The organism is Acidovorax sp. Root217, assembly GCF_001428645.1.
Taxonomy (GTDB): domain Bacteria; phylum Pseudomonadota; class Gammaproteobacteria; order Burkholderiales; family Burkholderiaceae_C; genus Acidovorax.
The window spans coordinates 247-14407 of the sequence record NZ_LMIH01000010.1 but is presented as its reverse complement, the minus strand read 5'-3'; the positions used below and the strand labels follow the sequence as shown (position 1 = coordinate 14407).

The following is a 14161-nucleotide window of genomic DNA, read 5'->3' as shown; positions in this document are numbered from 1 at the left end:
CGTACTGCCAGCGATAGCGCGCGATCTTCAGCCCTCGTCGCCCGCAGGCGCTTCGCCGAGCCGCGCGATCACCGCATCGAGCGTGGCGTACAGCTGCGCGATGAATTCCACGCCCATCTCTTCCTCCAGCGCGCGGTAGGTCGCCTCGATGGTGGGCGCGAGCTGCGCCGCCAATGCCTTGCCCTGCGGGGTGACCGACACCATCACCCGGCGCTGGTCATGCTCCAGCCGCTCGCGCAGCACCAACCCCAGGTCCGCCATGCGTGCCAGGATGCCGGCCAGGCTCGGGCTGGACAGGCGGCAGATGTCGCCGATCTGGCGCGGCTCCAGCGGCCCGTGGTCGAGCAGGGCGCGCACCACGCGCCACTGCTGCTCGGTCAGTCCGACCGTGTGAAGAATGGGCCGAAAGCGCGCAAAGACGCTCTCGCGCGCCTGCAGGAACAAGAGCGGCAGGTTGCGATGGACCAGTTGCGCAGATGGGGAATCCATGGACATGGGGCGGAATCATCCTTGAAAGCGGTGGGGCGGGCCACCGCAGTTGCAGCAACCCTCAGTACAAACCCGGAGAAAAAGGAACAGGTGGGCGATTGACTTACTAGCATGTTAGTAAATAAACTACTCACATGTTAGCAATGTACCAGACCCCTTACGCCGCTCCGTGCCGGATGGAGTTCGACGTCGCGCCCTTTCGCCTGTCCGGCGCGGTCTATGGCGTGCTGCTCAACCACGCACCCGCCCTGGCTGCAATGGCGGCAGCCGCCAGCAAGCCGCCCTACAACGCAGCACCGCTCGCACCGGTCCTGTACATCAAGCCGCGCAACACGCTGGCCGGGCATGGCAATGCCATCGAGGTCCCGGCGGATGCGTCGGAGCTGGAGGTCGGTGCCTGCCTGGGCATCGTGATCGGCCGCACCGCCTGCGGCGTGCCCGAGGGGCAGGCGATGCAGCATGTGGCCGGCTACACCATCGTGGGCGACATCAGTGTGCCGCACGATTCGTTCTACCGCCCCTCGGTCCGCTTCAAGGCGCGTGACGGCTTTTGCCCCATCGGCCCCCGCGTGGTGCCGCGCAGCGAGATCGACGACCCCGATGCGCTCGCGGTGCGGGTCCACGTCGACGGTGCACTGGTGCACCAGGCCACCACGGGCGAGCGCATTCGCCCTGTGGCGCGGCTGCTGGCCGAGGTCAGCGCCTTCATGACCCTCTCGCCCGGCGACGTGCTGCTGCTGGGCGCCTCGGCCGGGGCGCCGCGTGTGCGTGCCGGGCAGCGAACCCGTATCCAGATCGACGGCCTGGGCCAGCTCGACAACCATTTCATCGCCGAAGGAGCCGCGCCATGAAGCGGGCGAAAGTTGCCTATGCCGGCGCGATCCATGAGGCCACGCCGCACGGCGCGCACCAGATCCGCTTGGCCGACGGCCGCGTGCTGGCCGAGGACGCCGTGATCTGGCTGCCACCCTTCGAGGTGGGCACCATCATCGCGCTGGGCCTGAACTATGCCGACCACCTCAAGGAGCTGTCGGGCGAGCTGACCGTCACCGCCAAGGATGAGCCCCTGGTGTTCCTCAAGGGCCCTGGCGCGCTGATCGGCCACAAGGGCCAGACCCGCCGCCCTGCGGGCGTGGCCTTCATGCACTACGAGTGCGAGCTGGCCGTGGTGATCGGCAAGACCGCGCGGAACGTGAGCAAGGCCGATGCCCTGCAGCATGTGGCCGGCTACACCGTGTGCAACGACTACGCCATTCGCGACTACCTGGAGAACTGGTACCGCCCCAACCTGCGCGTGAAGAACCGCGACACCTGCACGGTGCTCGGCCCCTGGTTCGTGGACGCGGCGGACGTGCCCGATCCGCATGCCCTGACTCTGCGCACCCTGGTCAACGGCAAAGTGACCCAGCAGGGGCACACCGGCAATATGGTCAACGACATCCCCGAACTGATCGCTTACCTCAGCAGCTTCATGACCCTGCGCGCGGGCGACGTGATCCTCACCGGCACGCCCGAGGGCGTGGTCAACGTCAACGTGGGCGACGAGGTGGTGACCGAGATCGACGGCATCGGTCGCCTCGTCAACACCATCGTGGGCGACGAAGCGTTCAACATCAATACAGAGGAGACCTGATCCCATGCGCATAGACCACCTGATCGCCGGCAAGGCCGTGCCCGGCGGCGATTACTTCGAGACCGTCAACCCCGCCACCCAGGAGGTGCTGGCGGAGGTGGCCAGCGGCGGCGCGGCCGAGGTGAACGCCGCCGTGGCCGCCGCCAAAGACGCCTTCCCCGCCTGGGCCGGCCTGCCCGCGCCCGAGCGCGCCAAGCTGGTCCGCAAGCTCGGCGACCTGATCGCTGCCGAGGTACCGCAGATCGCGAACACCGAGACCCGCGACACCGGCCAGGTCATCGCCCAAACCGGCAAGGCGCTGATCCCGCGCGCCGCCGACAACTTCTACTACTTTGCAGAGATGTGCACCCGCGTGGACGGCCACACCTACCCCACGCCCACACACCTGAACTACACGCTGTTCCACCCCGTGGGCGTGTGCGCGCTGATCTCGCCGTGGAACGTGCCCTTCATGACCTCGACCTGGAAGGTGGCGCCAGCGCTGGCCTTCGGCAACACGGCGGTGCTCAAGATGAGCGAGCTGTCGCCGCTCACCGCTGCGCGCCTGGGGGAGCTGGCGCTGGAGGCCGGCATCCCGGCCGGCGTGCTCAACGTGGTGCATGGCTTTGGCAAGGAGGCCGGCGAGCCGCTGTGCGCCCACCCCGACGTGCGCGCCATCTCGTTCACCGGCTCCACCGCCACGGGCAACCGCATCGTGCAGGCGGCCGGCCTCAAGAAGTTCAGCATGGAGCTGGGTGGCAAGAGCCCCTTCGTCATCTTCGATGATGCGGACCTGGACCGTGCGCTCGATGCCGCCATCTTCATGATCTTCTCGAACAACGGCGAGCGCTGCACTGCGGGCTCGCGCATCCTGGTGCAGAAGTCGATCTACGCCGACTTCGCCGAGAAGTTCGCGGCGCGTGCCCGCCGCATCGTGGTGGGCGATCCGCTCGACGAGAAGACCACCATCGGCCCTATGATCAGCCCGGCCCACCTGGCCAAGGTGCGCAGCTACATCGAGCTGGGCCCCAAGGAAGGCGCCACCCTGCTGTGCGGCGGGCTGGAGGCGCCGGACCTGCCGGCCCATTTGAAGAAGGGCAACTTCGTGCAGCCCACCGTGTTCGCCGACGTGGACAACCGCATGAAGATCGCGCAGGAGGAGATCTTCGGCCCCGTGGCCTGCCTGATCCCGTTTGCGGACGAGGCCGAGGCCATCCGCCTGGCCAATGACACGCAGTACGGCCTGTCGAGCTACGTGTGGACCGAGAACATCGGCCGCGCCCACCGCGTGGCCGCAGGCATAGAGGCCGGCATGTGCTTCGTCAACAGCCAGAACGTGCGTGACCTGCGCCAGCCCTTTGGTGGCACCAAGGGCAGCGGCACGGGGCGCGAGGGCGGCACCTGGAGCTACGAGGTGTTCCTGGAGCCCAAGAACGTCGCTGTCTCGCTGGGCAACCACCACATTCCACACTGGGGAGTCTGAGCATGGGCAAACTCGCACTGGCGGCCAAGATCACACACGTGCCGTCCATGTACCTGAGCGAGCTCGATGGCCCGCGCAAGGGTTTTCGCCAAGCGGCCATCGACGGCCATGTGGAGATCGGCCGGCGCTGCCGCGAGCTGGGAGTGGACACCATCGTCGTGTTCGACACGCACTGGCTGGTGAACGCCAATTACCACATCAACTGCGCACCGCGCTTCGAGGGCGTGTACACCAGCAACGAGCTGCCGCACTTCATCAGCAACCTCCCGTACGCCTTCCCGGGCAACCCCGAGCTGGGCCACCTGCTGGCCCAGGCCTGCTGCGCACAGGGCGTGGAGACGCTGGCCCACCCCGCGACCACGCTGGCGCCCGAGTACGGCACCCTGGTGCCCATGCGCTACATGAATGCGGACCAGCACTTCAAGGTGGTCTCGGTCTCGGCCCTGTGCCAGGTGCACTACCTCAACGACAGCGCTCGCCTGGGCTGGGCCATGCGCCAGGCCGTGGAGGAACACTACGACGGCACCGTGGCCTTTCTGGCCAGCGGCAGCCTGAGCCACCGCTTCGCGCAGAACGGCACGGCGCCCGAGTTCGCCACGAAGATCTGGAGCCCGTTTCTGGAGACGCTGGACCACCGCGTGGTCCAGATGTGGGAGGCGGGCGACTGGGTCACCTTCTGCGCCATGCTGCCCGAATACGCGGCCAAGGGCCATGGCGAGGGCTTCATGCACGACACGGCCATGCTGATCGGTGCCCTGGGCTGGTCGGACTACGCGGGCCGCGCCGAGGTGCTCACGCCGTACTTCGGCGCTTCGGGCACGGGGCAGATCAATGCCGTGTTCCCGGTCACGCCGCAGACGGGTGCGGCGGTGCCAGGGCCCCAGGCATCGGGCCAGCAGCCATCGGCCAGCCGGCTGTGAGGAGCGCGCCATGCCCCACCTGGTGATTCTCTACACCCCGGACCTGGACCGGCCCGTGTCACAGGGCGGCAGCGACATGACCGCGCTGTGCCGCGCCCTGGCAGGCACCATGCGCCAGCAGGTGGACGAAGTGGGCAGGCCGGTATTCCCCACGGGCGGCATCCGCGTGCTGGCCTACCCGGCCGCGCACCATGCCGTGGCCGATGACGGCGAGGCGCAGCCCGCGGGCGGCGTGGCACCGGACTACGGCTTCGCCTACCTCAACCTGCGCATGGGCCGGGGCCGCAGCGCGGCCGCGCACCAGGCCGTGGGCCAGGCCCTGTCGGCCGTGGCCCAGGCGCACTTCGCGCCGCTGCTGCCCTTGCGCCCCATCGGTGTCACCCTGCAAATCGACGAGGGCCCCGAAGTCTTCGACGCCAGGCACAGCTCCCTGCATCCCCTGTTCAACAAGCCTGCACAGGGCTGACCATCCATGCTTTCCAACGACACCATCGCCGCCCTGGCGCAGCAGCTCTACCAGGCGCGCAAGCAGCGCACGCAGCTGCACCACTTCTCGACGCAATACCCAGACATGACCATCGAGGATGGCTACGCCATCCAGCGCGCATGGGTCCAGCTCGAACAGGCCGACGGCCGCACGATCAAGGGGCGCAAGATCGGCCTGACCTCGCGTGCCATGCAGCAGGCCAGCCAGATCGCCGAGCCTGACTACGCGCCGCTGATGGACGACATGTTCTTCGACGCCGGTGGCGACATCCCTTTCGAGCGATTCATCGCCCCGCGCGTGGAGGTGGAGTTGGCCTTCATCCTGGGCAAGCCCCTGAAGGGGCCGGGCGTCACGCTGTTCGACGTGCTCTCGGCCACCGACTACGTGGTGCCGGCCATCGAGATCATCGATGCGCGCATCGAGCAGTTCGACCGCGACACCAAGGCCATGCGCAAGGTGTTCGACACCATCTCCGACTTTGCGGCCAACGCCGGCATCGTGCTCGGCGGCCGGCCCGTGAAACCCATGGACGTGGACCTGCGCTGGGTGGGCGCCCTGCTGCACAAGAACGGCGTGATCGAAGAGACAGGCCTGGCCGCCGCCGTGCTCAACCACCCGGCCACGGGCGTGGCCTGGCTGGCCAACAAGATCGCGCCGCACGGCGAGCAGCTCAATGCGGGCGATGTGGTGCTGGCCGGCTCCTTCACGCGGCCCGTGGCCGCGGTGCAGGGCGACAACTTTCACGTGGACTACGGGCCGCTGGGCTCGGTGTCCTTCCGCTTCGCGTAGGCCGCCATGCAGCAAATCCCCGAGAACCATTTCCGCAACGCACTGCGCGCCGGCCAGCCACAGATTGGCCTGTGGGTCGGACTGGCCGACGCCAACGCCGCCGAGGCCCTGGCCGGCTGCGGCTTCGACTGGCTGCTGCTCGACGGCGAGCATGCGCCCAACGACGTGCGCACGGTGCTCGAGCAGCTCCGTGCAGTGGCGCCTTACCCGGTGCAGCCCGTGGTGCGCCCGGTACAGGGCGACGTGGCCCTGGTCAAACAGTACCTGGACGTGGGCGCGCAGACCCTGCTCATCCCCATGGTCGATACGCCCGAGCAGGCCGCGCTGATGGTGGGCGCCATGCGCTATGCGCCCGAGGGCATGCGCGGCATGGGCGCGGCCCTGGCCCGCGCCTCGCGCTGGAACCAGGTGGAGGACTACCTGAACCGCGCCAACGACCAGATGTGTCTGCTGGTGCAGGCCGAGACACCGCTGGCGCTGCAGAACCTGCAGGCCATCGCCGCAACCGATGGGGTGGACGGCGTGTTCTTTGGCCCGGCCGACCTGTCGGCATCCATGGGCCATCGCGGCCAGCCTGGGCACCCCGAGGTGCAGCGCGCCATCCTGGATGGCATTGCCACCGTGCGCCGCGCCGGCAAGGCCGCAGGCATCCTGATGGCGGACCGGGCGCTGGCCCAGACTTACCTCGATGCCGGGGCGCTGTTTGTCGCCGTGGGGGTGGACACCACGCTGCTGGTGCGCGCCGCCACCGAGCTGGCCGGCCATTTCGGCAACCGCCTGGTGCCGCAGGCACAGCCGGCCGCGGCCAGCCCGTACTGAGCGCGGCATGCCCCGCGCCCGTGCCGCGAGCTGTAATTAGTGATTTAGCTAGTTAATTAAAAAATGAATTTCACGGTCCCTGCGATTTTTCAAACCATCACCTTGTGAGGAGACAACCCATGCCAAGCACCCACCCGACCCGTCGCACCGCACTGTGCACCGCTGCCGCCCTGGCCATGTCCAGCATGTCCCCGGGCGCCGGCGCCCAGGAGCGCCGCCCTCTCGAATGGGTGGTGGGCATGTCCCCCGGGGGCGGCACCGATATCGTCGCCCGCACCGTGGCCGACCAGATGGGCAAGACCCTGGGCCAGACCATCGTGGTGGTCAACAAGCCCGGCGCCGCGCACAACATCGCGGCAGACTACGTGGCGCGCTCGTCCACCCCCGGCAACCTGTTGCTCACGGGCGATTACGCGGTACTGGCCACCAACCCCTGGCTGTACAGCAAGCTCAGCTACAACGTGGACAAGGACCTCGCCTCCGTGGGCATGCTGGTGCGTTTTCCGCTGATCCTGGTGGTCTCGCCCAAGCTGCCGGTGCGCAACTTCCAGGAGTTCGTCGCCTGGGCCAAGGCGCAGCCCGAAGGCGTCAACTTCGCATCGCCCGGCGCCGGCACGCCGCACCACCTGGCCATGGAGCTGCTGCGCCAGCGCACGGGCCTGAAGATGACGCATGTGCCCTACCGGGGTGTCACGCCCGCCATCCAGGACATCATGGGCGGCCAGGTGCCCTGCATGTTCGTCGAGTCTGCGGGCGGCATGCCCAACATCACGGGCGGCAACCTGCGCGCCATCGCGGTGGCCAGCGCCAGACGCATGGCCACCCTGCCGGAGGTGCCCACGCTGATGGAGCAGGGCCTCCAGGACTTCGAGGCGTTTGCCTGGCAGGGCCTGTCGGTCAACGCCTCCATGCCCGCAGCCGAGGTGCAGCGCCTGAACGCCGCCCTGCAGCAGGCCCTGAACTCCACCCCGGTGAAGGCCCGCTTCCAGACCCTGGGCGTGGAGGCCGTGCCCGGCACCCCCGAGCAGATGAACGCCTACGCCAAGGTGGAGCGTGCGCGCTGGGGCCAACTGATCAAGGACATCGGCCTGAAACTGGAATGACCCCCTGAGCCGCTTCGCGTCTTCCCCCTACAGGGGGACGCCCCCAGCGCGGCGGGGCGGCCCTTGCGCGGCGGCCCTGGCCACCGCAGCGCCAGTTTGTTGAGCGGTCGGCGGCGTCAAGCGCTCTGAAAGCCCGGTCCTCTTGTGGGAATCATGTCGGCTATCCCACCAGCTTCTTGAGCTGGTAGAGCGCGTCGAGCGCCTCGCGCGGGCTCAGCGCGTCGGGGTGGATGCTGGCCAGCAGCGCCTCGACCGGGCTTGCGCCCGCGCTCTCGGGCATGGCCGGCACGGCGAACAGGTCCACCTGCAGTTCATCCTCGCCCGCGCGTTCTTCCAGTGCGGCCAGCGCATGGCGCGCGTGGTTCAGCACCGCACCGGGCACGCCCGCGAGCTTGGCCACCTGGATCCCGTAGCTGCGGCTCGCCGGGCCGGGCTGGATCTCGTGCAGAAAGACGATGTCCGCCCCCGCCTCGGCCGCGCTCACGTGCATGTTCACCGCATGCCGCGCCTTGGCGGGCAGCTCGGTCAGCTCGAAATAGTGCGTGGCGAACAGCGTGAAGGCGCGCGTCTTGTCATGCAGGTGTGTGGCGATGCCGCTGGCCAGGGCCAGGCCGTCGAAGGTGCTGGTGCCGCGGCCGATCTCGTCCATCAGCACCAGGCTGTGCGGCGTGGCGGCATGCAGGATCTGCGCGGCCTCGGTCATCTCCAGCATGAAGGTCGACTGCGCGTTGGCCAGGTCGTCCGCCGCGCCGATGCGCGTGTGGATGGCGTCGATGGGCCCCAGCCGGCAGGCGCTGGCCGGCACGTGGCTGCCCATGCTGGCCAGCAGCACGATGAGCGCCACCTGGCGCATGTAGGTCGACTTGCCACCCATGTTGGGGCCGGTGATGACCTGCATGCGCGTATTCGCATTCAGCCGCGTGTGGTTGGCGATGAAGCTGCCGGCCGAGACCTCGGCCAGCCGCGCCTCCACCACCGGGTGGCGGCCGTCCTCGATCTCGATGCAGGGCTCGGCCACAAACTGCGGGGCGCACCAGTTCAAGGTGAGCGAGCGCTCGGCCAGCGCGCACAGCACGTCGAGCGCGGCGAGCGCCTGGGCCAGGCGGGTGAGGGCGGGCACGTGGGGCTGCAGCTGGTCCAGCACCTGCTCGTAGAGCCATTTCTCGCGCGCCAGCGCACGCTCGTTGGCCGACAGTGCCTTGTCCTCGAAGGTCTTGAGCTCGGGCGTGATGAAGCGCTCGGCGTTCTTCAGCGTCTGGCGGCGGCGGTAGTCATCGGGCACCTTGTCCAGGTTGCTGCTGGTCACCTCGATGTAGAAGCCGTGCACCTTGTTGAACTGCACGCGCAGGTTGGCGATGCCGGTGCGGGCCTTCTCTCGCGTCTCCAGGTCGAGCAAAAAGTCGTCGCAGTTGGTCTGTATGGCGCGCAGCTCGTCGAGCTCGCTGTCGAAGCCCGTGGCCATCACCCCCCCGTCGCGCACCAGGGCGGCGGGTTCTTCGGTGATGGCGCGCTGCAGCAGTTCGGGGCAGTCCACCGGCGGGTGCATCTGTTCGAAGATCTCCGCCAGGTAGGGCTCGGCCGCCTGGCCGGCACGCGCCAGCAGGGCCGCCTTGTGCAGCGTCTTGCACAGGCCCACCAGTTCGCGCGGGCGCACCTGGCGCAGGGCGATGCGCGCGGTGATGCGCTCCACGTCGCTCACGCCCTTGAGTTCGCCGCGCAGCGTGGCCCAGGGGCCGGCGCCGCCACCGGCCCCACCCGCGCCACGCAGGGCGGTGGTGGCGGCCAGGCGCTGTCGCGCGGCCGTGCGGTCGCGTGGGGGCTCCAGCAGCCAGGTCTTGAGCAGGCGGCTGCCCATGCCGGTCATGCAGGTGTCGAGCAGAGAGAACAGGGTGGGCGCATCCTCACCGCGCAGCGTGCGCGTGATCTCCAGGTTGCGCCGCGTGCTGGCCGGCAGGTCGATCAGGTCGTCGCCGCGCTGCACCTGCACGCTGTGCACGTGGGTCAGGGTGCGGCCCTGGGTGTGCTCGGCATAGGCCAGCAGGCCCGCGGCGGCCGCATGCGCCTGGGTCAGTTCCTGCGCGCCCCAGGCCTGCAGGCTGGCCGCGCCCAGGTGCTCGAGCAGCTTGCGCTCGCCCAGTGTGGCGTCGAACTGCCAGTCGGGCCGGGGGCCCATGGGGCAGGTGAAGGCGCCGCCCTGGCGCAGCACCTGCAGTTGCTGCTCGAAGCGCTCGGTCACACCGGCGCTGTAGATCACCTCGCTGGGCGTCACGCGCGCCAACCAGGCGCCCACCTCGTCCTGCGCGCATTCGGCCAGGTACACCCGGCCCTGGGTCACGCTCAGCCAGGCCAGGCCGGCGCGCCCGCGCGGGCCCTGGTGCAGGGCCAGCAGCATGGACTCGGCCTTGTCCGAGAGCAGCTCGGTATCGGTCAGCGTGCCGGGGGTGACCACGCGCACCACCTTGCGCTCCACCGGCCCCTTGGCGGTGGCCACGTCGCCCACCTGCTCGCAGATGGCGACCGACTCGCCCATCTTGATCAGCCGGCCCAGGTAGTTCTCCAGCGCATGGAAGGGCACGCCGGCCATGATGACGGGCTGGCCCCCGGACTGGCCGCGCTGGGTCAGCGTGATGTCCAGCAGGCGGGCGGCCTTTTCCGCGTCGGCATAGAACAGCTCGTAGAAGTCGCCCATGCGGTAGAAGACGAGCGTGTCCGGGTGTGCAGCCTTCAGGGTGAAGTACTGCTGCATCATCGGGGTGTGCGCGGAGAGATCGGTGTTTGTCATCTGAATCCAAGACGGGGTGCGCCCCGGGTTCTCCGGGGGGCTCCGAGTCTATCGCGCAGACCGGCCCGCCAAGATGGCGGTGCCGGGCAGGCCCTCCATCAGGCCGGGATGAAGGTGCCGTGAAAACCCAGGGGCACCGCCCGGTCCATGCTGCCCTGTGCCAGCGGGCCCTGGGCCAGCCGGCGGGCGTCGAACACCGATAGCAGCGTGCGACGGCGGAGCAGGTCCAGCGCCGTGCCCACCAGCCAGCCCTCGCCCTCCCTGGCGCTGGCCGTGCTCGCGGGGATGAACACATGCTCCTCGACCATCACGTCGGTGCCGTAGCGGTAGCGGTCCACCTTGCCGGTGTCTACATTCAGCCGCGCGACGCAGTCGAAGCCTGGGCGATTCGACACGGCGACCCGCTCGGCCATGAAAAGCTCTCTGTGCCGGCGGCCGACGAAGCGCGGATCGATGCGCGGGAACTCGGCGTGGTGCGCCTGCAGCGTCTGGCGCGCGCGGCCGGTGCGCGTGTCGAGTTCGACCAGGGCCACGGCAAGCGATGGCTCGCCCTGGAAGTCGCCGCGCATCAGCCCACGAAACCCCCGGTTGATGGCCGAGTCGTCGTCCGAACGGATGTAGTCCAGGTGGATGACTCCCTTGCCGTCCTCCCAGGCGTTGCCGGTGTGGAACAGGAAGCCGGTGGGCAACTCCATCCATTGCGGCTGATCGAGCCGGTCCTTGTGCAGCACCAGCGCCCGCATGCCCAGCTGTGGCTTCCAGACATGGCTGTCCAGGAAGGTGCTGCCGGCGTGGGCCCTGTCCAGGTCGAAGACGAGCGGGGGCAGCAGGAACACCAGGTGCTGCTCGGTCACCGCGAAGTCGTGCACCATGGCCATGTCCGGCACCTGGAGCGTGGCGGTGCGCACCTGCCCCTGGGCCGATACCTGGTAGATCGAGAGTAGGCCATGGGCACTGCTCACGCCAAAATTCCACAGCGTGCCGTCGGCACCGATCTTGGGGTGCGCCGAGAAGGGCATGCCCGCGTGTTCCGGCGTCCAGGTCTTGAGGGCCCCGGTTTCCAGGGTGTCGGCATCGAACCGCGTGGCCGAGCCGCCCTCCCACAGGGCGAGGGTTTCGCCCGCGTGGTGCACCACGCTGGTGTTGGCCACGTTGCCCGCATCGGCCGACACCATGGGGCTGCCCCCGGCCACCTGGGTGCCGAAGCTGTGGTACAGGCGCCGGCCGGCCGCGTTCTCCGCCAGAAACTTCTGCGTGCGCAAAAAGCGCGCCTGGTGCCGCACGCCCTGGTCGCTGAAGCGGTATTGCTGGATCATCCCGTCGCCGTCGAACCAGTGCTGGTAGCGCACATCGCCCAGGCTGTGTTGCGCAGGGCCGTTGCGCAGCAGGGTGCCGCGCAGGTCCTTGGGCAGTTTGCCGCGCAGCTGCATGGGCTGGGGCGCGAGGTCGGCCTGCAGGCCCTCGAAGCCCAGGGTCCAGGGCGCGCCGCTGCGCCGCTCGTTGAAGGCGCTCAGCGTGGCGCCGGACTCGGGCCCGCCAGCAGCGTGTGCTGCAGAAAAGGGCAGGGCGCCCAGCGCGCTGCCAGCGGTTCCCAGGGCCAGTGACTGGCAAAAGAGGCGTCGGTCCATGGTGCGTGCTCCTGGTGTGCCGTTCACCGCAGCTGGATGGTGATGGTGGTGTCCTGCTGCAGCTCGATGGCTGCGTCCTGGAAGCGAGGCGGGCCCATGTTGCCCTGGGCGTCTCGGCTGAAGCCGGTGCGCTCCTGGGGCATGCCGACCAGGTTGGTATCGAGCTTGCCGTTGCCGTTCTCGTCCTGGTACAGCGACAGCGCATAGCTGCCGGCGGGCAGGTCGCGCAGCACCAGCACGGTCTTGGCGCCCGACGCCGGGGCCATGCCGCTCTGCACCGCCTTGCTGAACTTCAGCCAGCCGTCGGCGGAGCCGTAGACCGCAGCCAGCACCGGCCCCTTGTCCGCCTTGGTGTTGTTCACCTCCACGGTCAGGTCCAGCGCGTATGCGTTGCCCAGCGCCAGGCATGCGCCGGCCAGTGCCAGGGCGCGCGCAGCGGGTAGAAGGTTGAGGGCGGTCAAAGGGGGTGAAGCCATCGTCATGTGCAGTTCTCCAGGGTGGATGGAGACACCGTGCCTCCACTGCCCGCACTGTAGGAATGGCCTAGCCCTACTGCCACTGGCGTGCGACGAAGTGGCGCAGGCACGGCGCGAAAGGGGGTGGCAGAGCGCCGGTGGCGGTGCCGCCGCTGCCCGGTGCCGGTGATTGCGCGCGCGACCTGCACAGAAATAAGCGTGCCCCGGCGACAGAACGTGGGAACATGTGTCCGGGCGCCACCGGGTATTACCCTGACAAAATATGCGACCTGTGGTTGTTACGTTTTGACATACTTTGCGGTGTACATTGGTGGCTGCCGCCGCCATGACCATGTGCGGCCCACCGTTTGTGAGAGGTTTCAGAGCGACTGTGATTTCTGCCGAACTCCTGACCGATCTGTTTGCGGGTGCCAGTGAAGACTTCGTGGAGTCTTCGGCGCAGGCGCGCCTGCAAGCCCTGCTCGATGCCGTGCCCGTGGCGCTGATGGAATTCCGTCCGCAGGATGGAAGGCTGCTGCTGCGCGCGGCCAATGCCGCCGCACGGCGCATGCCGGGCATGGGGGGCGTGCGCGCCAGCGGCGCCGATGCGGTCGATGTCTTCGACCTGCTGGCCAGCACCAACCTGGTGGACCAACTGCAGACCGTGGCGCGCACCGGCATGCTGCTGGAATGCCGCCAGGTGGCGCGCGAGCCGGGGCGGCTGCTGGTGGCCTGGGACGTGTCGGCGCGCCGGCTCGACAACGGCTCCATCGTCGTCACGGTGCGCGATGCGAGCGAGGCCGAGAGCCTGCGCGCTGCGTTGGCCGCGTCCGAGCACGCGCTGCAGGATGTGCGGCGTGAGCTGCGCGAGCAGACCGACGTCTTCAACACCATGGAAAGCCTGGCCCAGACCGGGCACTGGCGGCGCATCGAGGACCCGGGCGAGACGGTGCTGCTGTGGTCCCCCGGCCTGTGCGACATTGCGGGCGTGGAGCGGCAGGAATGGGTGAGCCCCGAGCGTGCCGTCAGCGGCATCCTGGCCGAAGACCGCCATGTGTTCGAGACCGCGCGCGAGCGCGGCACCGGTGCCGATGTCGAGTACCGCTGGAAGCGCCCCGATGGCGAGGTCCGCTGGATGCGCTCGCGCGTGCGCCGGCTCATTGCCAAGGACGGCATGCGGGTGGACATGGGCGTGGTGCAGGACGTGACCGACGAGCGCCGCGCCGCCGAGCAACTGCGCGAGCAACTGCTGTTCATCCAGCGCATTGCCAGCCGCATCCCGGGCTTCATCTACCAGTACCGCCTGCACCTGGACGGCGTCACCAGCGTGCAGTACATCAGCGATGCGGTGCGCGACTTCATGGGGGTGGAGCCACACGAGGTGACAGCCGACCATGGCGTGCTCTCCAACTGGGTGCTGGCCGAGGACCTGCAGGCCCTGCAGCGCTCGGCCCTGCAGTCGGTGCGCAAGCTCGTGCCCTGGCAGTGCGAGTACCGGGTCCGCATGCCCGACGGCAGCATCCGCTGGCACATGACGAACGCCATCCCGCACCGCGAGGCCGATGGTTCGGTGATCTCCCATGGCTTCACCATG

13 protein-coding genes are annotated in these 14161 nt (G+C 68.8%); 9 read left to right on the top strand and 4 right to left on the bottom strand.

From position 1 onward, the window contains the following. Nucleotides 1–27: 27 nt before the first annotated feature. Entirely contained in the window at nt 28–489 is a 462-nt protein-coding gene (gene hpaR, locus ASE31_RS08365; RefSeq protein WP_082604101.1) for a homoprotocatechuate degradation operon regulator HpaR, read from the bottom strand. 143 nt (nt 490–632) lie between these two features. On the opposite strand from hpaR, the gene ASE31_RS08360 reads away from it, so the two are divergent. From ASE31_RS08360 to ASE31_RS08325, 8 genes are all read left to right on the top strand, one after another. Further along, nucleotides 633–1340, top strand: a complete 708-nt coding sequence (locus ASE31_RS08360) for a fumarylacetoacetate hydrolase family protein (protein ID WP_082604078.1) — start codon at nt 633–635, stop codon at nt 1338–1340. After that, nucleotides 1337–2122, top strand: coding sequence for a fumarylacetoacetate hydrolase family protein (locus tag ASE31_RS08355; RefSeq protein ID WP_057201186.1), 786 nt, complete (start codon nt 1337–1339; stop codon nt 2120–2122). The genes ASE31_RS08360 and ASE31_RS08355 overlap by 4 nt, the downstream gene beginning before the upstream one ends. Nucleotides 2123–2126: 4 nt before the next feature. Further along, a complete protein-coding gene (gene hpaE / locus ASE31_RS08350) occupies nt 2127–3584 on the top strand; it encodes a 5-carboxymethyl-2-hydroxymuconate semialdehyde dehydrogenase (protein WP_057201184.1) in 1458 nt (485 codons plus the stop codon). A 2-nt stretch (nt 3585–3586) separates the two neighbouring features. Continuing rightward, complete coding sequence (gene hpaD, locus ASE31_RS08345) at nt 3587–4504, top strand: 3,4-dihydroxyphenylacetate 2,3-dioxygenase (protein ID WP_057201182.1); 918 nt, start codon at nt 3587–3589, stop codon at nt 4502–4504. 10 nt (nt 4505–4514) lie between these two features. After that, a complete protein-coding gene (locus tag ASE31_RS08340; RefSeq protein WP_057201180.1) occupies nt 4515–4970 on the top strand; it encodes a 5-carboxymethyl-2-hydroxymuconate Delta-isomerase in 456 nt (151 codons plus the stop codon). 6 nt (nt 4971–4976) lie between these two features. Then, entirely contained in the window at nt 4977–5780 is an 804-nt protein-coding gene (hpaH, locus tag ASE31_RS08335) for a 2-oxo-hept-4-ene-1,7-dioate hydratase (protein WP_057201179.1), read from the top strand. Nucleotides 5781–5786: 6 nt separating this feature from the next. Continuing rightward, nucleotides 5787–6599 carry a 4-hydroxy-2-oxoheptanedioate aldolase gene (gene hpaI, locus ASE31_RS08330; protein WP_057201177.1) on the top strand — a complete coding sequence of 271 codons (813 nt, stop codon included), beginning with the start codon at nt 5787–5789 and terminating at the stop codon, nt 6597–6599. A gap of 119 nt (nt 6600–6718) precedes the next feature. Further along, the gene (locus tag ASE31_RS08325) at nt 6719–7702 is read left to right on the top strand and encodes a tripartite tricarboxylate transporter substrate binding protein (protein WP_057201175.1); all 984 of its coding nucleotides are present in this window, start codon (nt 6719–6721) and stop codon (nt 7700–7702) included. 160 nt (nt 7703–7862) lie between these two features. On the opposite strand, the gene mutS is transcribed toward ASE31_RS08325, so the two are convergent. The 3 genes from mutS to ASE31_RS31505 all read right to left on the bottom strand — a co-directional run bounded on the left by mutS (nt 7863) and on the right by ASE31_RS31505 (nt 12594). Continuing rightward, nucleotides 7863–10484 (bottom strand): DNA mismatch repair protein MutS, encoded by a 2622-nt coding sequence (gene mutS / locus ASE31_RS08320; protein WP_057201174.1) that lies wholly within the window; start codon nt 10482–10484, stop codon nt 7863–7865. A gap of 98 nt (nt 10485–10582) precedes the next feature. Continuing rightward, nucleotides 10583–12112, bottom strand: coding sequence for a carotenoid oxygenase family protein (locus ASE31_RS08315; protein WP_057201171.1), 1530 nt, complete (start codon nt 12110–12112; stop codon nt 10583–10585). A 23-nt stretch (nt 12113–12135) separates the two neighbouring features. Continuing rightward, nucleotides 12136–12594 carry a DUF2141 domain-containing protein gene (locus ASE31_RS31505; RefSeq protein ID WP_235514350.1) on the bottom strand — a complete coding sequence of 153 codons (459 nt, stop codon included), beginning with the start codon at nt 12592–12594 and terminating at the stop codon, nt 12136–12138. 364 nt (nt 12595–12958) lie between these two features. Between ASE31_RS31505 and ASE31_RS08305 the strand changes: the two genes are divergently transcribed. Continuing rightward, nucleotides 12959–14161, top strand: a 1203-nt coding sequence (locus ASE31_RS08305) for a PAS domain-containing protein (RefSeq protein WP_162261389.1), incomplete at its 3' end; no start/stop codon positions are given.

Excerpts from the sequence above, each read along its gene's own strand:
- hpaD (WP_057201182.1), top strand. The coding sequence starts at position 3,587 with ATGGGCAAACTCGCACTGGCGGCCAAGATCACACACGTGCCGTCCATG.
- hpaR (WP_082604101.1), bottom strand. The coding sequence starts at position 489 with ATGGATTCCCCATCTGCGCAACTGGTCCATCGCAACCTGCCGCTCTTG.
- ASE31_RS08325 (WP_057201175.1), top strand. The coding sequence starts at position 6,719 with ATGCCAAGCACCCACCCGACCCGTCGCACCGCACTGTGCACCGCTGCC.
- ASE31_RS08340 (WP_057201180.1), top strand. The coding sequence starts at position 4,515 with ATGCCCCACCTGGTGATTCTCTACACCCCGGACCTGGACCGGCCCGTG.
- hpaI (WP_057201177.1), top strand. The coding sequence starts at position 5,787 with ATGCAGCAAATCCCCGAGAACCATTTCCGCAACGCACTGCGCGCCGGC.
- hpaE (WP_057201184.1), top strand. The coding sequence starts at position 2,127 with ATGCGCATAGACCACCTGATCGCCGGCAAGGCCGTGCCCGGCGGCGAT.
- ASE31_RS08315 (WP_057201171.1), bottom strand. The coding sequence starts at position 12,112 with ATGGACCGACGCCTCTTTTGCCAGTCACTGGCCCTGGGAACCGCTGGC.
- ASE31_RS31505 (WP_235514350.1), bottom strand. The coding sequence starts at position 12,594 with ATGACGATGGCTTCACCCCCTTTGACCGCCCTCAACCTTCTACCCGCT.
- hpaH (WP_057201179.1), top strand. The coding sequence starts at position 4,977 with ATGCTTTCCAACGACACCATCGCCGCCCTGGCGCAGCAGCTCTACCAG.
- ASE31_RS08360 (WP_082604078.1), top strand. The coding sequence starts at position 633 with ATGTACCAGACCCCTTACGCCGCTCCGTGCCGGATGGAGTTCGACGTC.
- ASE31_RS08355 (WP_057201186.1), top strand. The coding sequence starts at position 1,337 with ATGAAGCGGGCGAAAGTTGCCTATGCCGGCGCGATCCATGAGGCCACG.
- mutS (WP_057201174.1), bottom strand. The coding sequence starts at position 10,484 with ATGACAAACACCGATCTCTCCGCGCACACCCCGATGATGCAGCAGTAC.